Annotated in this window: 23 protein-coding genes; 15 read left to right on the forward strand and 8 right to left on the reverse strand. The window is 68.2% G+C overall.

Features of this window, described 5'->3' with window-relative positions; translation table 11 throughout:
• Positions 1–3: 3 nt before the first annotated feature.
• On the reverse strand, positions 4–651 hold the full coding sequence (locus AAHA49_RS08785; protein WP_339391411.1) for an HdeD family acid-resistance protein: 648 nt from the start codon (positions 649–651) through the stop codon (positions 4–6).
• Positions 652–744: 93 nt separating this feature from the next.
• Here AAHA49_RS08785 and AAHA49_RS08790 point away from each other — a divergent pair, with 93 nt between their 5' ends.
• From AAHA49_RS08790 to AAHA49_RS08805, 4 genes are all read left to right on the forward strand, one after another.
• On the forward strand, positions 745–1,419 hold the full coding sequence (locus tag AAHA49_RS08790) for an ArsR/SmtB family transcription factor (RefSeq protein ID WP_339391412.1): 675 nt from the start codon (positions 745–747) through the stop codon (positions 1,417–1,419).
• Between the two features lie 81 nt (positions 1,420–1,500).
• Positions 1,501–2,679, forward strand: coding sequence for a serine hydrolase domain-containing protein (locus AAHA49_RS08795; protein WP_339391413.1), 1,179 nt, complete (start codon positions 1,501–1,503; stop codon positions 2,677–2,679).
• Positions 2,676–3,047: a hypothetical protein gene (locus AAHA49_RS08800; RefSeq protein WP_339391414.1), complete on the forward strand. Its 372-nt coding sequence runs from the start codon at positions 2,676–2,678 to the stop codon at positions 3,045–3,047. Before AAHA49_RS08795 ends, AAHA49_RS08800 begins: the two co-directional genes overlap by 4 nt.
• A gap of 118 nt (positions 3,048–3,165) precedes the next feature.
• A complete protein-coding gene (locus AAHA49_RS08805; protein WP_339391415.1) occupies positions 3,166–3,441 on the forward strand; it encodes a hypothetical protein in 276 nt (91 codons plus the stop codon).
• Between the two features lie 64 nt (positions 3,442–3,505).
• Here the strand turns inward: AAHA49_RS08805 and AAHA49_RS08810 are convergent, their stop codons facing one another.
• Positions 3,506–3,925 carry a Rieske (2Fe-2S) protein gene (locus AAHA49_RS08810; protein ID WP_339391416.1) on the reverse strand — a complete coding sequence of 140 codons (420 nt, stop codon included), beginning with the start codon at positions 3,923–3,925 and terminating at the stop codon, positions 3,506–3,508.
• A gap of 102 nt (positions 3,926–4,027) precedes the next feature.
• Between AAHA49_RS08810 and AAHA49_RS08815 the strand changes: the two genes are divergently transcribed.
• The 3 genes from AAHA49_RS08815 to recQ all read left to right on the forward strand — a co-directional run bounded on the left by AAHA49_RS08815 (position 4,028) and on the right by recQ (position 7,593).
• The gene (locus AAHA49_RS08815) at positions 4,028–5,098 is read left to right on the forward strand and encodes a helix-turn-helix domain-containing protein (RefSeq protein WP_339391417.1); all 1,071 of its coding nucleotides are present in this window, start codon (positions 4,028–4,030) and stop codon (positions 5,096–5,098) included.
• A gap of 6 nt (positions 5,099–5,104) precedes the next feature.
• A complete protein-coding gene (locus tag AAHA49_RS08820) occupies positions 5,105–5,659 on the forward strand; it encodes a hypothetical protein (RefSeq protein WP_339391418.1) in 555 nt (184 codons plus the stop codon).
• A gap of 98 nt (positions 5,660–5,757) precedes the next feature.
• Positions 5,758–7,593 carry a DNA helicase RecQ gene (recQ, locus tag AAHA49_RS08825; RefSeq protein WP_342037974.1) on the forward strand — a complete coding sequence of 612 codons (1,836 nt, stop codon included), beginning with the start codon at positions 5,758–5,760 and terminating at the stop codon, positions 7,591–7,593.
• Between the two features lie 85 nt (positions 7,594–7,678).
• On the opposite strand, the gene AAHA49_RS08830 is transcribed toward recQ, so the two are convergent.
• Together AAHA49_RS08830 and AAHA49_RS08835 are read right to left on the reverse strand one after the other, a co-directional pair.
• Positions 7,679–8,110: a VOC family protein gene (locus tag AAHA49_RS08830; protein WP_339391420.1), complete on the reverse strand. Its 432-nt coding sequence runs from the start codon at positions 8,108–8,110 to the stop codon at positions 7,679–7,681.
• A gap of 176 nt (positions 8,111–8,286) precedes the next feature.
• Positions 8,287–8,772 (reverse strand): Lrp/AsnC family transcriptional regulator, encoded by a 486-nt coding sequence (locus AAHA49_RS08835; protein ID WP_342037975.1) that lies wholly within the window; start codon positions 8,770–8,772, stop codon positions 8,287–8,289.
• Between the two features lie 70 nt (positions 8,773–8,842).
• Between AAHA49_RS08835 and kynU the strand changes: the two genes are divergently transcribed.
• Positions 8,843–10,177 (forward strand): kynureninase, encoded by a 1,335-nt coding sequence (kynU, locus tag AAHA49_RS08840; RefSeq protein ID WP_342037976.1) that lies wholly within the window; start codon positions 8,843–8,845, stop codon positions 10,175–10,177.
• Positions 10,178–10,184: 7 nt separating this feature from the next.
• On the opposite strand, the gene AAHA49_RS08845 is transcribed toward kynU, so the two are convergent.
• Positions 10,185–11,159: an MOSC N-terminal beta barrel domain-containing protein gene (locus AAHA49_RS08845; RefSeq protein ID WP_342037977.1), complete on the reverse strand. Its 975-nt coding sequence runs from the start codon at positions 11,157–11,159 to the stop codon at positions 10,185–10,187.
• Between the two features lie 90 nt (positions 11,160–11,249).
• On the opposite strand from AAHA49_RS08845, the gene AAHA49_RS08850 reads away from it, so the two are divergent.
• The 3 genes from AAHA49_RS08850 (at position 11,250) to AAHA49_RS08860 (ending at position 13,033) form a co-directional block, all read left to right on the forward strand.
• The gene (locus AAHA49_RS08850; RefSeq protein ID WP_342037978.1) at positions 11,250–11,615 is read left to right on the forward strand and encodes a hypothetical protein; all 366 of its coding nucleotides are present in this window, start codon (positions 11,250–11,252) and stop codon (positions 11,613–11,615) included.
• Positions 11,616–11,941: 326 nt separating this feature from the next.
• A complete protein-coding gene (locus tag AAHA49_RS08855) occupies positions 11,942–12,529 on the forward strand; it encodes a cysteine hydrolase family protein (protein ID WP_342037979.1) in 588 nt (195 codons plus the stop codon).
• A gap of 81 nt (positions 12,530–12,610) precedes the next feature.
• Positions 12,611–13,033, forward strand: coding sequence for an OsmC family protein (locus tag AAHA49_RS08860; RefSeq protein ID WP_339391426.1), 423 nt, complete (start codon positions 12,611–12,613; stop codon positions 13,031–13,033).
• A 168-nt stretch (positions 13,034–13,201) separates the two neighbouring features.
• Here the strand turns inward: AAHA49_RS08860 and AAHA49_RS08865 are convergent, their stop codons facing one another.
• Positions 13,202–14,053, reverse strand: coding sequence for a polyphosphate kinase 2 family protein (locus tag AAHA49_RS08865; protein WP_342037980.1), 852 nt, complete (start codon positions 14,051–14,053; stop codon positions 13,202–13,204).
• Positions 14,054–14,217: 164 nt separating this feature from the next.
• On the opposite strand from AAHA49_RS08865, the gene AAHA49_RS08870 reads away from it, so the two are divergent.
• Entirely contained in the window at positions 14,218–14,910 is a 693-nt protein-coding gene (locus AAHA49_RS08870) for a GOLPH3/VPS74 family protein (protein ID WP_342037981.1), read from the forward strand.
• A 71-nt stretch (positions 14,911–14,981) separates the two neighbouring features.
• Here the strand turns inward: AAHA49_RS08870 and AAHA49_RS08875 are convergent, their stop codons facing one another.
• Positions 14,982–15,671, reverse strand: a complete 690-nt coding sequence (locus tag AAHA49_RS08875; protein WP_342037982.1) for a trimeric intracellular cation channel family protein — start codon at positions 15,669–15,671, stop codon at positions 14,982–14,984.
• A gap of 59 nt (positions 15,672–15,730) precedes the next feature.
• On the opposite strand from AAHA49_RS08875, the gene AAHA49_RS08880 reads away from it, so the two are divergent.
• Positions 15,731–16,684 carry an alpha/beta hydrolase gene (locus AAHA49_RS08880; RefSeq protein WP_342037983.1) on the forward strand — a complete coding sequence of 318 codons (954 nt, stop codon included), beginning with the start codon at positions 15,731–15,733 and terminating at the stop codon, positions 16,682–16,684.
• Positions 16,685–16,780: 96 nt separating this feature from the next.
• Here AAHA49_RS08880 and AAHA49_RS08885 read toward each other — a convergent pair whose 3' ends face one another.
• Entirely contained in the window at positions 16,781–17,284 is a 504-nt protein-coding gene (locus tag AAHA49_RS08885) for an OsmC family protein (RefSeq protein WP_342037984.1), read from the reverse strand.
• 207 nt (positions 17,285–17,491) lie between these two features.
• Between AAHA49_RS08885 and AAHA49_RS08890 the strand changes: the two genes are divergently transcribed.
• Together AAHA49_RS08890 and AAHA49_RS08895 are read left to right on the forward strand one after the other, a co-directional pair.
• Positions 17,492–19,171, forward strand: coding sequence for a molybdopterin-dependent oxidoreductase (locus AAHA49_RS08890; protein ID WP_342037985.1), 1,680 nt, complete (start codon positions 17,492–17,494; stop codon positions 19,169–19,171).
• Between the two features lie 184 nt (positions 19,172–19,355).
• Positions 19,356–20,018, forward strand: a complete 663-nt coding sequence (locus AAHA49_RS08895) for a fasciclin domain-containing protein (RefSeq protein ID WP_342037986.1) — start codon at positions 19,356–19,358, stop codon at positions 20,016–20,018.
• Positions 20,019–20,050: the final 32 nt, after the last annotated feature.

Below are 20,050 nucleotides of genomic sequence, written 5' to 3' on the forward strand. Positions count from 1 at the left end.
GGGTCACTCGGCTTCGGGTGCCTCGTCGTCGGCCGATCTCTCGGCCCGTCGGGCCTGCCTGGCCTTGCTGATGCGCGAGTAGCCGCCGATGATGAAGATCACTCCGGCGATGAGCGCTGCGGCTCCGGTGAAGCCGGCGATCGCGAGTGCCTCGAGGCTGTCTCCGGCGAGGAGGATGATGCCGAGGAGGACGTGGACGACGGCGGAGATGAGGAAGTCCGTGGCCATCGGGTGGTGGACGAGCTTGCGGTAGTTCCATAGTTCGATGAGTCCGGTGAGGATCGCCCAGATGCTCAGCGCGGCCCGGAGCTCGGCGGGGGTGTCGGCGATGGCGAGGAAGACGATCGCGGGCACGGTGACGATCGCCTGCCCGAAGACCGCGGTGCGCACCGAGACAGGTGAGCGCAGCGCCTGGTAGACGAGGACGAGGGCGAGCAGACCGAGGTAGACCATGCAGAGCAGGTCGACGACGCCGACCCCGAGGGACAGCTGGGTCGGGTCGACGGCGTCGCGCGGCCAGAACACCGTGGCGAAGCCGAAGAGGACGCCGAGGACGCCCCGGACGATCATCGGCGCGCCCATGACGCTCGCGTCGGTGAGGTTCTTCTCCGCCGACAGCGTGGGTTCGGTGCGCGATTCTTCAGTACTCATCACCCGACCAGTCTAGAACCGACATCCGGCCGAGTCCCAGCCCGACGCTTTTTCAGTCTTTACGTAATTACGTACTTTGTGTATGGTTAGGATATGGACTCACCGTCGACCGAGACTCAGCTCGCAGCTTCGCCCGCATCGCTCGAGGATCGTTTCGCGCAGCTCGAACGCCGCGTCGGCGAACTCGAAGCCGCGGCGCAGACATCTGCGTCTCAGCAGACTCCCGCCTCACGGCAGACGTCCCCGAAACACCTCACCGCCGTGCCGGCCGGAGCGGCCCTGCCCGCAGGCCCCGCCGTCGACTCATCGCCAGCGGATGACGCTTCCTCGCCGGATGACACCTCTTCCTCCCCGGCATCCGACGACGTGTTCTGGGCGCTCAACGGACTCGTCGACCGCCTCGGACCGGAAGGTGGGGTCACGTACACCGGTCACATCACGCCTCCCGGCGCCGAATCGCCCGTGTCGTGGCAGATGGGGCTGAGCGCCGAGGCGCTGAGCGAGATCGATTTCGCCGCGGCCGCCGGGGCGCTCGCGGCGTTCAGCCATCCCGTCAGGCTCGCCCTCCTGCAGGCGATCTATGAGGGGACGACCACCGTCGCCGAGCTCAGCGCCGATGACCGCTTCGGCACGACGGGGCAGGTCTACCACCATCTCAAGGCCCTCGCCTCCGCCGGATGGCTCGAGAACATTCCGCGCGGACACTGGCGTGTGCCCGCTCAGAAGGTCATCCCCCTGCTCACGCTCATCCTCATCGGCACCCACTGACCACCCGTCCCCGACCCCGCCTATCCGACCACCCCTCGACCCTGCCCTTCCGGATCGTGACCGCATCACCGAGGAGTCGCAATGACCATCCGCAGTGACCAGGAACCCGGCACCATCGAAGACGAACCCCGGCGGCCGCCTCGGCGAGTCTGGGCAGCTGGCATGATCGCCGCGCTCACCGCGATCGGACTCCTCCTCATCACCCCGCTTCCCCGCGGATTCCAGGGCGAGGTGACCGGGGATGCGGCGCTCATGGAGGCCACGGCCGAGGCGCTCGGCAGCAGCCACTGGAACCATGTGGCCGTCGTCAGGGTCGACGGGGACACGGTCTCCTCGGCCGGGACAGGGGCGGACGAGGACACGGAGTTCGAGATCGGGTCGATCACGAAGACCTTCACCGCCGCCCTCTTCGCCGATGCCCTCGAAAGGGGCGAGGTCACCGAGTCGACCCGCCTCGGCGAGGTCTGGCCTCAATTGGGAGGCGCGGTCGCTGAGGTGAGGTTGGCAGATCTGGCGATGCAGCGTTCGGGACTGCCCCGACAGCAGCCGCCGCCCAGCCTCGGCGATGGCATCGCCTCCATTCTTGCCGGCTATGTGCACACGGATCCGTATCGGGGTGATGTCGACGATCTCGTCCGCGCCCTCGGTGAGGCCGATGTCAGCGACAAGAAGCCGGAGTACTCGAACTTCGGGTTCGCGGTCCTCGGGCAGGCGCTCGCCGAGGTGACGGGCACGAGCTATGCCGACCTCGTCCGGGAGCGGATCACGCAGCCGTTGGGGATGGACGAGACTGTCGTGCCCACCTCGACGGAAGGGCTCTCACATGGGATGACGTCGTCGGGTCTGCCGGCGGCACCGTGGACTTTGGGGGCTTCGGCACCGGCCGGGGCGATCCGGTCGACTCCGAGGGACATGACGATCTGGTTGCGGGCGACGATGGACGGCACCGCTCCGGGTGCGGCGGCGAGCGAGCCGAGAGCGACGTTCGACGAATCCGACCGGATCGGGTGGGCGTGGATGACGACGACGAACCGGATTCCGAACGTCACGTGGCACAACGGGGGCACCGGCGGCTACCGATCGTTCCTCGGGTTCGACCGGGCGAACCGGACGGGGATCGTCGTCCTCTCCGACTCCGCGAACTCGGTGGACGGGGCGATCTCGCTGATCTCGGAGAAGGCAGGGACGGCCGCGGCCGGGTCGGCGGGGCCGGCAGCGGATTCAGCGGCTGTGGCCCCAACGGATGGAGGAGTCCGATGAACCCGGAATTCGTCGCCCAGCTCACCGCTGCCGTGGTCCTCGCGATCGGTGTGCGGACCGCGATCGGCGCCACGCGTCACCCGAGCTCGCGCATACAGATGTTCACCAGGCTCGTCGGCGCGCTCGCGATCCTCCTCGTCGTCCGCCTCATCGCGCCGTTCGGCGGTTGGGGAGACTGGTTCGTCTGGGTATGGCTGGCCGCCTGCGCCGTCAGCGTCGCCGCCGCCTATCGGGCAGCTGTGGCCTGGCCGGACCTGCCGTCACGAGGAGCGGCGCCACGGGCGGCAACGGTCCGCCTCGCCATCTGGTCGGCGATCCTCCTGCTCGTCACCAGCGCCCTCACCGTCCCGGGGCTGCTTCTGGGGTGAGAACAGTGAGTCTGGGATGAGAACAGTGAGTCTGTCAACGACGTTTCGGTCAACCACGCGTCTGTCAATGACGACAGATCCTGCCGGGCGACCGCCCTGCAGGCAGAGTTGAGGAGAGATGATGAATCGCAGAGAACCGCTTCGGCTGGACCGACGAGTGTGGACTGTCGCCGTCATCGGCATGGTCATCGGAGGCGTCGTGGGCCTTCTCATCTGGGGGCCGCTCCAGATGGTCCCCTTCGCGATGATCGGCTTCGCCCTGGGACTCGCGGTCGCCTGGGCACTGCCCCGCGCGAACGGATCCCGCGGCGGAGCAGGCGGCTCAGGCGACGGACAGCCCGGGCCGGAGGACAGTCGGGCGCAACCCGATGATGACCCGAGGAATCCGCGCTGACCGTTGGGGTGGGTCTCCCCTGCCGCTGAGAGGCCTCTGACTCCCCAGGGGCCAACGAAGTCGCCTACTTTCCCGAGATCGTCAGCGTCCCGCCCGATTCGGCGACCGAGTACTTCGGCAGCGGCTCGGTGGCCGGACCGCCGAGCACCTCGCCGGTCGTCGTGGAGAACTGCGAGGAATGGCACGGGCACGTGATCTTGTCCTCGGTCACCGTGCGCACCTGGCATCCCTGATGCGTGCACACCGAGGAGAAGGCGTAGAACTCGCCCTCCTTCGGCTGGGTGACGACGTACGCCTCGTCGATGACGGTGCCCGAACCGACAGGGACGTCGCTCGCCTTGACCGTCGCGTCCGCCGGTGCCGACTCCGACGAGCCCGCTCCGGACTGTCCGCTGTCGCTTCCGCACGCCGAGGTGAGTCCGACGGCTGCGACGGTGCCGACGACTCCCGCCGAGGTGATCATCGTGCGTCTGTTCGGTTCCACCGTGCTCTCCTCGTGTCGCGAATGTCCGTCGGGTTCAGGGTACAGCTATGCGCCACGTGTTCTCTGATTGGGAAATTACCAATCGGAGGATAGAATGAGATCATGGACACGATTGGGGCCAGGGTTCGTGCTGCCATTCTCAGCAACGGATCACTGCAGAAAGATGTCGCGTCGGCGGTCGGCATGACCACCGACGCCCTCTCTCGTGCGCTCAATGGACAACGAGGTTTCAGCGCCTCGGAACTCGCCGCGATCGCCCGCCATCTCGACGCCGACCTGCATTACCTCATCACTGGCGAAGCCGACCCGCACACTCTCACCGTATCGGCGAGGCACGCCTTCGATCCAGATACCCGCCGGCGATCTGCCGATGGCGCAGAAGCCGACCGCACCGTCATCAACGGCGTCGTCTTGGCCCTTCGCCAAGCCGACCTTCACACCTCTCCACCCGAGTTGCCGCGCACGCCCGATGAAATGGCCAACCTGCTCGGCCAGGACTTCGCCCGGGATTTCATCAACAGGCTTGATGCTCTCGGTATCAATGTCATCCGGATCGAGGATATCTCCACCGCCTACAGCTTCATGGCTGACGGACGCCCAGTGATTGTCATCCGCTCCACGGGAAACTGGTTCTACGAGAACTGGAGCTTGGCACACGAGCTCGGCCATCTCTGCCTCGGACATTCGGGTATCGTGCCGGGGTCTGCCGTTGTCGATGCCGCCGAGGCTGCGGCAAATGAGTTCGCCGCGGAGCTCCTCCTGCCGGCGACCGCTCTGATCGACGTCGATGAATCCGTGGTCGAATCGGCGATGGCGGAACTGATCTGGGCGTACGGGGTTTCCACCGAAGCAATGCGGAATCGACTGGAGAACCTGGACCGGCCGGTATCCGGATCGGTTCAGGCTCTGCTGCTGAAGAATACTCAGCGAGCTCTACGGCATCACTGGATCTGGGGTGCTGATGACCCCATCACCGAGCGTATGACGGAAGCCAGCGCCCGCCGCTTCCCTCAGTCCTGGATAGAGGGACATCTCGCCCGCATTGCCCAAGGCACTCTGCACAAGGACACCCTGGCGTGGATGCTCGGAGTAGCAAGCGAGGCGCTTGAAGTCGAAGAGCCTCCATCGACTGGTCCGACGGACACCGCCGACTTGGCCGATCTTCTCGGCTGAAACGCGATGACCGATCAATCCAATCTGGTTCTGCATGACACGTCTGTCCTGGTCAACTTCCACCGCGCGAGCCTGCTCAAGGCGTTGGACTCGATGCTCGGTGAGAGGATGCTGTGGAGCGCGACGGTCGCTCGTGAGTGTGCACGGCTGGAGTCCAGCCTCAATCTGCCCGGACTGACCGCGGAAGCCACTCTGGTTCTCGGAGAGCCGCTCTTTCCCGACGATGACGAACATCGGAAGATTCGGCAGCTGCGTGATCAATTCGCCGCGCCTGGTGAACACCCGGACGAGCACCTTGGTGAAGCCGAGATCATCGCGATAATCTCCGCCCGGCGGCTCAAGGCTTTCATCGCGACAGACGACAAGCACGCAAAGCGCATAGCGTCTCCGATACGTTGCGTTTCCTCCTGGCAGCTGCTGTACTTCGCGCACCATCGGAGGATCATCACCGACGCGGAAGCACTCCACTTCTGGTCTGAGTTCGTATCAAGTGGCGGCATTCCGGAGTGGAGCATCGGAACCGAGACCAGATTCATGGAATGGCTGACAAACGACCGATGACACGCGCCCGGTTTCCGGGATCCGCTGAACTCACCGCCCACGCCGAGCACGCGCCCACCTGAGTACGCGTGTCAGCGTCCTCCACTAGGCTGGTCGGCATGACCGCCGCAGCCACGACCTCCGCCCTCGACGTCCTCCACGATGTCTTCGGATACGAGGAGTTCCGCGGCCAGCAGGCGGCGATCGTCGACCGGCTGATCTCCGGCGGAGACGCCGTCGTCCTCATGCCCACCGGCGGCGGCAAATCGCTGTGCTACCAGATCCCCAGTCTCGTCCGGAACGGCACCGGCGTCGTCATCTCCCCGCTCATCGCGCTCATGGCCGATCAGGTGGCCGCGTTGGACAACCTCGGCGTGTCGGCCGCCTACCTCAACTCGACCCTCGACCTCGACGAAGCCCAGGAGGTCGAACGTCGGCTCCTCGACGGCGAACTCGACCTCCTCTACCTCGCCCCCGAACGGCTCGTCCTCCCTCGGACCATGCAGCTGCTCGAGCGTGCCGACATCTCGCTCTTCGCGATCGACGAAGCCCACTGCGTCTCCCAGTGGGGTCATGACTTCCGCAGCGACTACCTAGGCCTCGGGGTGCTCGCCGAACGGTTCCCCACGGTCCCCCGCATCGCCCTGACCGCGACCGCGACCCCCGCCACGCATGCCGAGCTCACCGAGCGCCTCCACCTCCAGAGCGCCGAGCACTTCGTCGCAAGCTTCGACCGCCCCAACATCACGTACCGGATCGAACCGAAGGCCTCCGCCCGGTCGCAGCTGCTCAACTTCATCACCACCGAACACCCCGGTGACTCCGGAATCGTCTACTGCCTGTCCCGGCGCAGCGTCGAACAGCTCGCCGAGGCGCTCGTGGCCCGCGGCATCCCCGCACTGCCGTACCACGCCGGCCTCCCCGCCGAGGTGCGCGCCGACCATCAGGCCCGCTTCCTCCGCGAGGACGGCATCGTCATGGTCGCGACGATCGCCTTCGGCATGGGCATCGACAAACCCGACGTCCGCTTCGTCGCCCACCTCGACCTGCCCCGCAGCGTCGAAGGCTACTACCAGGAGACCGGTCGCGCCGGCCGCGACGGACTGCCCGCGGACGCGTGGATGGTCTACGGCCTCGGCGACGTCGTCTCCCAACGCCGCCTCATCGAATCCGGCGAAGGCGATCAGTCCCACAAGCGCCGGGTGATGTCCCACCTCGACTCGATGCTCGCCCTGTGCGAAACCGTCGACTGCCGCCGCGTCCAGCTCCTGCGCTACTTCGACGAGGACTCCGCCCCGTGCGGCAACTGCGACACGTGCCTCACCCCGCCGGCGACCTGGGATGCGACGGTGGCCGTGCAGAAGCTGCTCTCGACCGTCATCCGCCTCGACCGCGAACGCGGGCAGCGCTTCGGCTCCGGCCAGGTCATCGACGTCCTGCGCGGCAACGACAACGACCGCTCCCGCGCGTCGAACCATGACCAGCTCAGCGTGTGGGGCGTCGGCGCGGACCTCTCGGAGACCGAGTGGAAGGCCGTCATCCGTCAGAGCCTCGCCCGCGGACTCCTCGAATCCCACGGCGACTACGGCGTGCTCGTCCTCGGCCCCGCCGCCGACCCAGTGCTGCGTGGGGAGGCCGAGGTGTCGATGCGCATCGACCCGGTCAGACGCACCGGTGGCGGTCGCAGCGCATCCAAGCGCCGAGGCGGCACCGAGGTTGCGCTCGATCCCGCGGACTCCGCCCTGTTCGAAGCGCTGCGCGCGTGGCGGGCGGCTCAGGCCAAGGAGCAGTCCGTGCCGGCCTACGTCGTCTTCCCGGACGCGACGATCTACGGCATCGTCGACGCGAAGCCGAGGACGATCGCCCAGCTGGGCGAGGTCAGCGGGGTGGGGCTGAAGAAGCTCGACCGCTACGGAACCGAGGTGCTCGAGGTCATCGCCGCCCACACCGGCTGAAACGGCGGTCGTCATCCTCGGAGGGCCGGCCTGCCCCCGGCGTCGGACTCAGGCGTCGGACTCAGGCAGCGGAACGGCGCTGGGCTCACCCTTCGGCTTCGAGGAATGCCTCCGGGCCCACCTCGGCGGCGGTCGGATCCATCCACATGAACTCGAGGATGTTGCCGTCCGGGTCGGTCATGCTGATCGCGTACATGAACCCGTGATCCTGGGGCGGACGGTTCTCCCCGCCGCCGGATTCGAGGATCGTCGTGCGCATCGCATCGACGTCCTCACGGGAGTCGCGGCTGAGCGCCGTCATCACCTGCGCGGTCGAATGCGGGTCGGCGATCGGCTTGTCGGTGAAGGTCTGCAGGTACTCCTTCGTGAGGATCATGAAGAAGATCGAGTCGTCCCACTTCACGCACGCGGCGTTCTCGTCGGAGAACTCGGGAACGATCTGGGTGCCGAGGGCGGAGTAGAACGCCTTCGCCTGCTCGAGGTCGAGGGTCGGAAGGTTGACGAAGATCTGGGACATGGCTGCTCCTTCGCAGGGGTGGGGTAACGCGGGGTGACGGTGCGGATCATCCTCATCCTCGCCTGCGCGCCGGGCAAGGTCAATGACCGGAATCGCCCATGATCTGGGTCGATGCCGCCTCGGTGCTGACTCGACATGCGACACAGTCACGGCACACCGGCGTAACGCGGCATCCGTCACCCGCGATGGTGGGCGAATACGAGACTCGTCTGCGTATGCGCGATCGCCTGGTCAGCGAGGTGGTCGTCGATGTAGGCGTGAAGCCCGATCGGGTCGGTCGTGGCGATGCGGACGAGGAGGTCGCGCTCCCCGGAGACCTGGAAGATCTCGAGGGTCTCGGGCACCGCGAGCAGCCGGTCGATGACGGCAGACATCGAAGCCCGGCCCACCGGCGTCATCCGCACCGAGATCATCCCGAACACACGCAGACCGAGCGCCTCATAGTCGATGTCGGCGTGGAAGCCCCGGATCACCCCGCGCCGGCGCAGCGCGCTCACCCGCCCCGAACACGTCGACGGCGCGATGCCCACGCGCTCGGCGAGCTCCTTGTTCGAGATCCGGGCATCGGCACTGAGTTCACGGAGGATCGCGAGGTCCGCCTCGGCGAGCGGTTCGGTCTCAGCTGTGCGGTGATCGGCGATCAGATCCGAATGATTCGTCATTTCCTGCTCGATTCTCCGTCGATCGTTCACTTCCGCCTCGATCTTCCCGCATCTTTGGCACGATGGAAAGATGACCGACCTCACCGGAACCACCGACCCCGCGACCGAACTCGGCGGCGACAGCACTGCCGACAACACTGCCGCCGCCATCGACCGCGCCGCGTGCGAGCGCCTCGACGCCGCCGACCCGCTGCGCGCCTTCCACGACGACTTCATCGTCCCCGCGGACACGATCTACCTCGACGGGAACTCGCTAGGCGCCCGCCCGAAGGGTGCAGCCGAGCGCGCCCGCGAGGTCATCGAAGACGAATGGGGCGAGGGGCTCATCCGGTCGTGGAACACCGCCGGCTGGTTCGAGCTGCCGGGCATGCTCGGCGACAAGGTCTCCGGTCTCATCGGCGGCGGCGCCGGCAGCACCGTCGTCACCGACACGACCTCGATCAACCTCTTCAAAGCCGCCTCGGCAGCCCTGCGGATCCAGGCCGAGGACGCCCCCGACCGCCGGGTGATCCTCACCCAGCGGGAGAACTTCCCCTCCGACATCTACATGCTCCAGGGGCTGGCCGAACAGCTCGACGACGGCTTCGAGGTCCGCCTCGTCGACGACGCCGAGGTGACCGCGGGCTTCCCGACCTCGATGACCGACGAGGTGGCCCTCGTCGTCCTCACCCACGTCAACTACCGCACCGGCCGGCTCTTCGACATGCGATCGACGACCCAGGCGATCCACGACGGCGGGGCGCTCGCGATCTGGGATCTCTGCCATTCGGCCGGCGCCCTGCCCATCGACCTCGCCGGACACGGCGCGGACATGGCCGTCGGCTGCACGTACAAGTTCCTCAACGGCGGCCCGGGCTCACCGGCGTTCGTCTGGGTCTCCGAGGCCCTGCAGAACCGCTTCGCCCAGCCCCTGTCCGGGTGGTGGAGCCACGCGAAACCGTTCGAGATGAGCCCCGACTACGCTCCCGCCGACGGCATCCGCCGTTTCCTCACCGGAACCCAGGGGATCGTCTCGATGTCCGTCGCCGAGGTGGGCCTCGACGTGGCAGCGCGAGCGGACCTCGGTGCGGTGCGGGAGAAGTCGCTGGCGCTCAGCGACCTCTTCATCGACCTCGTCGAGACGCGGCTGGCACACCATCCGGTCGAGATCGTCACCCCGCGCGAGCATGCGCATCGGGGCTCGCAGGTCTCGATCGCCCACGAGGAGGGGTTCGCGATCATGAGCGCCCTCATCGACCGCGGCATCATCGGCGACTACCGGGAGCCGTCGATCCTCCGCTTCGGCCTCACCCCGCTCTATCTCGGCTTCGCCGATGTGTGGGACACGGTCGAGGCGCTGCGCGACATCCTCGACAACCGTCTCTGGGACACCCCGGAGTACAAGGTCCGCGGCGCAGTCACCTGAGGCGCAGTCACCTGAGTTTTGAGCAACCCTCCGGGCGCTCGGCAACCCTGCGCCATGTTGCCGAGCGNCAGACCACCTCGGCGTAGACCCCGAAGAACGGTTCGCCCGCACGGTTCGTCGTGCGGGTCGCCGCGAGGGTCGCGAGCAGGCGGGCATTCCGCTTTCCGGTGACGGGGTCGAGGTCGATGACCGCGCAGCGCGGCACCGGTGCGCCGATGCGCACGCGCAGCTCGGCACTCGTCCCGATGTCGCGCGCACTCGTCCCGACGCCGCGCGCATTCGTCTCGCCGCCGCGCGCACTCGTCCCGACGCCGCGCGCATTCGTCTCGCCGCCGCGCGCATTCGTCTCGCCGCCGCGCGCACTCGTCCCGACGCCGCGCACGCGCATCTCCCGGCCCGCCCAGGTCTCTTCGACGAACGGCTCCTCGGTGTGAACGAGCAGGGTCGCCCGGAACCGGGCCGCTTCGCGAAGGAGGGTCGGGTGTCCGGCACGGTCGGCCACCTCGGCGAGCGATGCCGTCGTCACGATCGTCAGCGGTCGGCCGAAGACGATCGCTCCGCGGGGCGCTTCGGCAAGGCGCACAGCTCGCCCGAGATGTGCCGACAGCAGCTCATCGTGGGTGCCGCCGGTGAGGGCGAGCGGAACCTGCCTGCCCCAGTAGTCGCAGGTCAGCGTCTCGCCGGAGAGATCGGGCACCCCGGAGACCGAGCGTCCGTCGGGCAGCGTCACCTCGAGTCCCTCCCCGTGAAGCCGGGCGACGACGGCGAACAGTCGCGGGTTCTGCACGGTCCGCAGCACGCGTCTCGTCCCGACGTCGATGAGGCAGAAGCGGCGATCGCCGACCGGCCCCGCGGCATCGAAGCGCGCCTGCGGCTGAGCTCGGTGGCGGGTGCCCTTGATCGGCGTGAAGCCGACGGAACGGGCGTCGAGGACGTGGTCGTCCACCTCGGCGAACCCCCTTCCATTCCACTCCGTGAACATCTTCGTCCCACACTAGGCGATGGCCGACCTCGGACAGCCGCCGTCCCTAGGCTGGTGGGAGCCGTGCACCCACGACCAAGGAGCCTGCACATGCCGAAGACCACGATCGGCCTCGGAATCATCCTCATCCTCATGGGCGTCATCGGATGGCTCGCCACCGCAATGGCGAGCTGGACCGCGCTCATCCCCGCGATCCTCGGCCTCGTCATCGCGATCTGCGGGTTCATCGGCCTCCGCAGCCCGAAGATCGGCATCCACATCGCCCTCGTCGTCGCCCTGCTCGGCGTCATCGGCACCTTCATGAACGTGCTCAAGCTCGGCGATCTCATCGCCGGCACCGCCGAACGCCCCGCGGCCGTGATCATCAGCACCGTGACGTTCGTCCTCCTCATCGTCTACATCATCATGGGCATCCGGTCCTTCATCGCCGCCCGCCGGAGCCCGTCCGTCGCCTGAGTCACTCTCACCGCAGTCGATGCGGTGCCGCTTCCGACCGTCTCGTCGCCTCCCCGCGCCGAGGCGGTCGTGTGCATTGTCCTCGCGCCGAATCAGTCCCGTGCGCTGTCCCCGCGCCGAGGCGGTCGTGTGCATTCTCCTCGCGCCGCCGTCCGGAGCTGCGGCGGTGTCTGCGGGGCCGGGGGCTGCTGCTGTCTCCGCGGTGCCGTCGCTCCGGCCGTGTCCGTGCTGCCGGGGACTGCGACCGTGTCCATGGCGCCCGCTAGTCTGCCCTTGACCGCACATGTGCGACCGGCACATGATCGACAGTGATCAAGGAGGATCACATGTCCACCGACACCACTGCCCAATCCCAGCCCGCGCTGCCATCCGATCGACCGAAGACGGCCCTCGTCGTCATCGACGCCCAGAACGGGGTCCTGGCCGAAGCCTGGAACACCGCCGAAGTGGTCGGGACCATAGCCGACCTCGTCGGCCGCGCCCGCGCCTCCGGAACAGAGGTCGTCTGGGTCCGCCACAGCTCCGAGGAGCTGCCCCCGGACTCCGAGCAGTGGCAGATCGTCGACGGGCTCACCCCCGCAGAGGGAGAGGCGATCGTCGAGAAGACCCACGCCAGCAGCTACGAAGACACCGACTTCGAGGACGTGCTCGCGGCCCGAGGCATCGGGCACCTCGTCGTCACCGGCGCGCAGACGGACTGCTGTGTGCGCTCGACGATCCACGGCGGGTTCGCCCGCGGCTACGACGTCACCCTCGTCGCCGATGCCCACACAACCGAGGACCTCACCGAGTGGGGAGCACCGCCTCCTAAGGACGTCATCTGCCACACGAACCTCTCCTGGACCTTCGAATCCGGGCCGGGACGCACCGCCGCAGTGAAGGAGGCCTCAGAGGTCGACTTCGGCACCCGGTGACCGTGGCCGCCTGAACGTCGGCGATGCGCCTGCGCCGACTGCCCGGCCTGCGTCGATCGCCAGGTCTGCGATCATGGAGCCATGAGTGACGAGACGCGCAGCATCGACCTGACCCGCATCGCCGAGAACCACTACCGCGCGACCGCTCCGAATGGGGCGAGCATCGAATTCGGCCGTGGGGAGGGCCTGATGACCCCGGTCGAGCTTCTGCTCGCGGCCGTTGCCGGGTGCTCCTCGATCGATGTCGACACGGTGACGAGCAGGCGGACCGAGCCGACTCGCTTCGACGTCCGGGCCAGCGGCGACAAGGTCGTCGAGGATGGAGCGAACCGGCTCGAGAGCGTCCACCTCGACTTCGATCTCGCGTTCCCCGACGACGAGGCGGGCCGACGCGCCGATTCGCAGATCGAGAAGCTCGTCGGTCTCTCCCACGACAAGTACTGCACGGTCTCGCGCACCGTCGAACTCCCGACGAGAGTCGACTTCACGATCCGCCGCGACTGAACGCTCCTCGAGGACTGACCGGGCGGATCAGGCACTCTGTGCCGAGCCCTCCGCCGGCTGTCGCCGGTTGTGGGCCCACTGCCTGGCGATTGTGCGCCCGCTCAAGGATGATCCGTAAGCCGGAGGTGGGCGCGGCCCCGAGGCACCGCACACGCGGCACCCGCGCCGTCAGCTCGCGAGCAGGCGCTTCTTCTCCACCTCGATGTCGAAGTCCGCGGGCGGCCACTGCGGGTCGATGCGCTCGAGGGCGTCGATGATGAGACGCTGCACGGCGAGCCTGGCGTACCACTTGCGGTTCGCCGGCACGACGTGCCACGGGGCGATGACCGTCGAGGTGCGGTCGAAGACATCCTGGTAGGCCTGCATGTACTGGGGCCACAGCAGCCGCTCGTCGACGTCGCCGGTGTTGTACTTCCAGTACTTGTCGGGCCGGTCGAGACGTTCGAGGAGCCGGTCGCGCTGCTCTTCGGGGGAGATGTGGAGCATGACCTTGATGACGATGACCCCCGCCTCGGCGAGTTCGGCTTCGAAGGCGTTGATCGCGTCGTAGCGGCGTTCGATCTCCTCAGGGGGAGCGAGTTCGCGGACCTTGCCGATGAGCACGTCCTCGTAGTGCGAGCGGTCGAAGACACCGATCATGCCCGCCCCCGGCACGTGCGGGCGGATGCGCCAGAGGAAGTCGTGGGCGAGCTCCTCCTCGGTGGGCTTCTTGAACGCGGCGAGTTCGACGCCCTGCGGGTCGACGGAGCCGACGACGTGCCGGACGATCCCGCCCTTGCCCGCCGTGTCCATCGCCTGGAGAACGAGGAGCACGGCCGGACCGGTCTCCTGGTCGTGGTGTGCGGCGAACAGGCGTTCCTGCAGGTCATCGAGGTCCGGTGCGGCCGCGGCGAGGTCCTTCTGGCCGGCCTTCTTGTCACCGTCGTATCCGGGGGTCGACTCCGGGTCGACGTCGCCGAGGCGGAAGCCCTCGCCGACGCGCAGGAGGGATGCGGGGTCCTGGGTCCAGTTGCTGCTCATGCGCTCATCTTCGCAGGTGGTCCCGGACGCGTCCATATGAGCACCCGTGAGTTCTCCCCGAGCCCGAGCCCGATCCCCTACCCTGGAGATACCCGGCACCCTGGCGATACCCCGCACCTCGGCGATACCCCGCAGCTCTGAGATTGCAGCGTGAGGAGCGTCCCATGGACGACGAACTGCTCATCGTCGAAGACCTCATGCTCCTCCTGCTCGCCGACGACGGCAGTCAGATCGCCGGCTCGAAGGTCCTCCACTGCGTCCTGCCCGCGGCGATCCTCACCGAACTCGCGCTCACCGGCAGGCTCGAGGTCCACTCGCATCGTCGGGTCGGCGGCACCCGCATCCACGCCTCGCGCACGAACGCCGACCCCGAGATCGATCCCCTCCTCGCCGAGGTGCTCCGCGCGATGGGCGGGTCCGAGCACTCCGCGTACGGCCTCGTCTCCGCGCTCGGCCTCGACGTCCGGCAGTCCGTCCTCGACCGTCTCGCCGCCCGCGGCCTCATCCTCCGCGAGACCCGGAAGATCCTCGGCGTCCTTCCCACAACCCGTTGGCCCTCCCTCGACTCCCGCGCCGAGGCGGCCCTGCGCGACCGCGTCACCGCCGTCCTCGACCGGGGCCGATCCCCCGATGCGCGGACCGCGGTCATCATCGCGCTCATCTCCGCGGCCGGTGTCTACGCCCAGCTCAGTCCGCGGATGCCGTGGAACGCCGAGGTGGCCGGACGGCTCAAGGCGATCGAACGGGGTGAGGTCACCGGCCATGACAGCACGCCTGCGACGCAGGAGATCATCGACGAGATCGCCCGTGCGGTGTTCGCACTGACGTCCTCGGCCTCCTCGGCGCCGATCCTCTGAGACGTCCCCACCGCGCAGCCGGGTGCCACCGCGGCCGCGATCCTCCCGAGGTCCGCGATCCTCTCAGCCCCTCAGTCCGGGCGGCGGAAGACCGAGGGCAGCCGTTTGCCCCGCGACCGGCCTTCGCGGGCCCGGAACGACCACTGCCGCATCGGCTGCGGCACCCGCCACTGCAGCTTCCACGCGAGCATCCGGAACCCGAAGGCCAGGGCCGCGATGATCACCGAGGTGATGCCGCCGAGGAGGCCGACCCTCTCGGCGAGGATCGTCAGCCCCGACCCGAAGAGGGCGGGGATGAGGTAGAGGTCGGTGCCGCGGAAGATCGCGGGATCCTCGTTGGCCACGACGTCGCGGAGCAGTCCGCCGCCGCATGCGGTGAGCGCCCCCATGAGGAGTGCGACTGCTGGTGGGGAGCCTGCTTCGAGGGCGATCGCGGTTCCGGTGAGGCTGAAGAGACCCATGCCGAGGGCGTCGAAGACGATGATCCAGATCCGCGCGCGGAACGTGCGCTGGCCGATGAAGTAGATGAGCAGGGTCGCCACGAGCGGCGGGGCGAGGTAGACGGGGTGGGCGAGCGCATTGGGCACGCGGTCGAGGAGGATGTCGCGGATGATGCCGCCGCCGATGCCGGCGAGGGTGCCGAGGACGAGACCGCCGGTGATGTCGAAGTTGCGCCTGGCCGCGAGCAGGACCCCGGAGATCGCGAAGACGAACGTGCCCAGGAGGTCGAGGGCGAGGAGGACGGTCTCGGTGAAGGTCATGGTCCTCCTCGGTGGGTTCGTCTGCCTGCGCCCCACTGTAGTGCGGCTAGGGTGAGACCATGACCTCGCCTGCCACGACAGATACGTCGCCTGCCGCTGCGACCAGCCCCGCGCCCAGACCCGCAGGCTCGCCTGCGACCGACCGTGCGACCGGCGAACCGACCGTCGTCCTCATCCACGGCGCCTTCGCGAACTCGTTCTCCTTCGCGCCTCTCCAGGCGGCACTCGCCGCCCACGGCGTGCGCTCGGCGGCTCTCGACCTGCCCGGTCACGGCTTCGCCACGACGTCTCCCGCCGCCTACCAGTCCCCGCAGGACCTCGAGGCGCTGGCGAGTGCGCCGAGTGCGATGGCCGGGATCTCCCACGCCGACACCGTGACCCACCTCGCCGAGGCGGTCGCCGCCATCCGTGCGCACGGCCCCGTCATCGCCCTCGCCCACAGTCGCGGCGGCACCGCTCTGACCTTGGCTGCGAATGCCCGGCCCGATCTCTTCGCCCACCTCGTCTATGCCTCGGCGTGGGCACCGGTCGACCTCGACGCCGCCGCCTACAACGCCGAACCCGAGATGGCCGGGGTCGACAATGCGGTGCTCGCATCCCTCCTCGTCGGCAGCCCCGGCGAGCTCGGGGCGCTGCGCTGCAACTTCCGGGCTGCCACCGGTGAGCAATTCGCCGCTCTCAAAGACCTCTTCGCCGCCGATCGCAGCGCCGACGAGTTCCGGACGTTCCTCAGTCTGTTCCAGACGGACGAAGGCCTCGACGCGGGAGGCTCCGGCGACCGTGCGCAGGCGGGCACCTGGGGGAGAATCCCGCGGACGTTCCTCCGCCTCGGCGCGGACCGGTCGATCCCTCCGGCGATGCAGGACCGCCTCATCGCCGAGGGCGATGCGCTCACCCCGGACAACCCCTACCGGGTGCGGACCCTGGACTCATCCCATCTGGGATGGCTCATCGATCCCGCCGAGGCGGCCCAGGCGATCGCGGACATCGTCGCCGAGGTGCGGGCCGGCTGAGACTCCCGGTCCGCGGCCCCGGAGAACGGCCGACGCCGCAGCCTCGGTGAGGCTGCGGCGTCGGGGTGGGTCAGCTGAGCTGGACGTCGTCGGCTGTCAGCTGAGCTGGAAGTTGTCAGGGTTCTTGTACTCTTCGATCTCGACGCTCGGGGTGCCCATGCCTTTGAGCAGCTTCGAGATCGGGCAGCGGGCGTGCGCGCGGGCCGCGTACTTCTCCGCGTCCGTGTCCGAGATGCCTTCGACCGAGATGTAGGCGCGGGGCACGAAGTAGTAGCCGCCGGACTTCTCCTGGTGGAGGTCGACCTCGCAGCGGACCCGGGAGAGGGCGTCGATCTCGTTGACGGCGAGGACCACTTTGAGGGTCTCGCCGAGGCAGGTGCTCCAGGCCATCGCGAGGAACTGCTCCGGATTGCTGCCGAGCTCCGTGTGGGAGGTCGGTGCGGTGGGCAGGGTCATTCCGTCCTCGACCCGCACCTCTCCCGAGGTGCCGCCGAGGTTCTCCACCTTCGCGGTGTAGATGGGGGCATTCGGGCTCTTCGGTTCGTCGTCCGAGTCTTCGCGGCGTGCCTGCGGCTCGGCGTATCCGGGGTTCTCAGTCATTGATCCATGCTACGACAGCAGCGCGGCACGCGGCTGAACGTTTCGTGAAATGGCGGTCACGACGAGGGCACGGTCTCGGCACGCATCTGCAACATTCGGAACGCGCTCCCCGGCACCGAGCTCGGCGTGCACCGGCACCGAGGGTGGTACTCACCGGCACCCGGGTTCGACACTCATCTGGACCGGCTTCGGCTCCGAACCACGGTCATGAGACCATCCCTGCGCCAGTTCGCGCCTCTCCTGCGCTTGATCCTCAGCGGGGTCGCTGCGACTCTGCTCCTCTTCGGCCTCGCCGACCTCATCGCGCGGCTGATCGGGCCGACCTCGGCACCGCTGCTCGTCCTCGGTCAGGCGATCATCCCGTTCACCCCGACGAGCGTGATCAAACCCGTCATCGCGCTCTTCGGCAGCAACGACAAGATCGTCCTCGTCGCCACCGTCGGGATCGGGGCGCTCGTTCTCGGTGCCCTCATCGGGTGGCTCGGCGCCAAGCGACCGCGGGCCGCGCTCATCGCGTTCGGGCTCGCCGGACTCGTGCCCGCGCTTGCGGTGCTCACCCGCTCTGGCTCAGGCCCGACCGACGTCGTGCCGACGCTGACGGGCCTCGTCGCCGGTCTGGTCGTGCTGTGGGGAGGGCTGCGGTTCGACGGCGCCGGCTCAAAGCCGGGCGCCACTGCCCCCACGCGGCCGACGCAGGCCGTGAGCAGCTCCGACGAACCCGTCACCGACACGCCTCCCGCCCGCACCGCCCCAGCCAAAACCACGCCCACCCCGACCCACCTGCTCTCGCACTCAGCGTCCCCGACTCCCACCTCGGCGAGTCGGCGGCGCTTCTTCGCGCTCACCGGCGCGGCGGCGGCGATCGGTGCGATCGGGCTGGCCACGGGACAGTCGCTCGTCGCACTGACGAGGGAGGCGGGCGGCGCTGTTGCGAACCTCGTCCTCCCCCGCGCCGCGCGGAGGGCACAGCCCATCCCTGCCGATGCGAGCCTCGGCGTCAAGGGCATCCGGCCCTTCATCACGGACCAGTCCGATTTCTACCGCATCGACACGGTGCTCGCCCCGCCGACGATCGACCCGCGGGACTGGTCGCTGCGGATCCACGGGAAGGTCGAGACCGAGGTGACGATCACGATGGACGAACTCCTCGACCTGCCGCTGACCGAACAGCACACGACGCTGACCTGCGTGTCCAACCCGGTCGGCGGGGATCTCCTCGGAACGGCGACGTGGCTGGGCTATCCCGTCCGCGAGCTGCTGCGCCGCGCCGGGCCGCAGGCGGATGCGGACATGGTCCTCTCCCGCTCGTTCGACGGTTTCACCGCTTCGACTCCGCTCGAGGCGATGCTCGACGACCGCGAGGCTCTCCTGGCGGTCGGCATGAACGGGGAGCAGCTGACTCCCGAGCACGGCTTCCCGGCGCGACTCGTCGTCGCCGGTCTCTACGGGTTCGTCTCGGCGACGAAGTGGGTGACCGAACTCGAACTCACCCGCTTCGACGAGCAGGAGGCGTACTGGACCCAACGGGGGTGGGATGCGAAGGCGCCCGTCCTCGTCGCCTCGCGCATCGACGTGCCGCGGCCCCTCGCGCGGCTGGCCCCCGGCACGATCGTCGCCGGCGGCAGCGCGTGGGCGCAGCGGCGGGGGATCGCCCGCGTCGACGTCCGCCTCGACGACGGGGACTGGACGCCGGCCGAGCTCGGTGCGGAGGCCACCGTCGACACGTGGCGGCAGTGGAAGGCGGAGTTCCCCGACGTCGGTTCCGGTCTCCACGCGATCACCGTGCGCGCCGTCGACAAGGACGGCACGGTCCAGACCGCCGAGCGCCGTGAGTCGATCCCCAATTCGGCCACCGGCCACCACCGCATCCAGTTCACCGTCGACTGATGCCGCCGACTGATGCCGTCGACTGATGCCGCCGACTGACGTCACCCACAGGCGAACTTTCCCAAGATTTCTCGCCCCGCACCCATCCGGAACGGCAACGGCTGCGAACACCAGGTACACAGCAGGACAGTCAAGAGCTGTGTCGACCAGAGAATCGCAACACAGTGAAACAAGGAGAAGAACGATGACCACCACGCTTCGCACTCGCACTGCAGCTCTCGTCTCGGCCGGCGCGATCGGCCTTCTGGTGCTGTCCGGATGCTCGGGCACGAGCGGTTCGGAAGGCAGCTCGGAGGCGGAGTCGAGCAGCTCGGCCGAGACCTCGGCACCGGCGTCCGAGGACACGATGGCCGACTCGGCCCTCGTCGGCCCCGGCTGCGCGGCCTACGCCGAGCAGAACCCCGACGGTGCCGGCTCGGTCGAGGGCATGGCCAAGGATCCCGTGGCCACGGCGGCCTCGAACAACCCGATGCTCTCGACGCTCACCGATGCCGTCTCCGGCAAGCTCAACCCCGACGTCAACCTCGTCGACACCCTCAACGGTGACGAGTTCACCGTCATCGCCCCGGTCAACGAGGCGTTCGACAAGATCCCGAAGAAGGATCTCGAAGCGGTGGCGGGCAACGCCGATGAGCTGACGAAGGTCCTCACCTACCACGTCATCCCCGGTCAGCTCTCCCCCGATGAGATCGTCGGCGAGCAGGAGACCGTCGAGGGCTCGAAGGTCAAGATCGCCGGCAGCGGCGACGACCTCACCTTCGACGACGCCAAGCTCGTCTGCGGTGGAGTGAAGACCGCGAACGCGACCGTCTACATGGTCGACAGCGTGCTCATGCCTCCCAAGTGAGGCATGCCCTGACCTCCCACGTGAGGGATGGG

The organism is Brevibacterium ammoniilyticum (genome assembly GCF_038429965.1).
GTDB classification, from domain to species: Bacteria; Actinomycetota; Actinomycetes; order Actinomycetales; family Brevibacteriaceae; genus Brevibacterium; species Brevibacterium ammoniilyticum.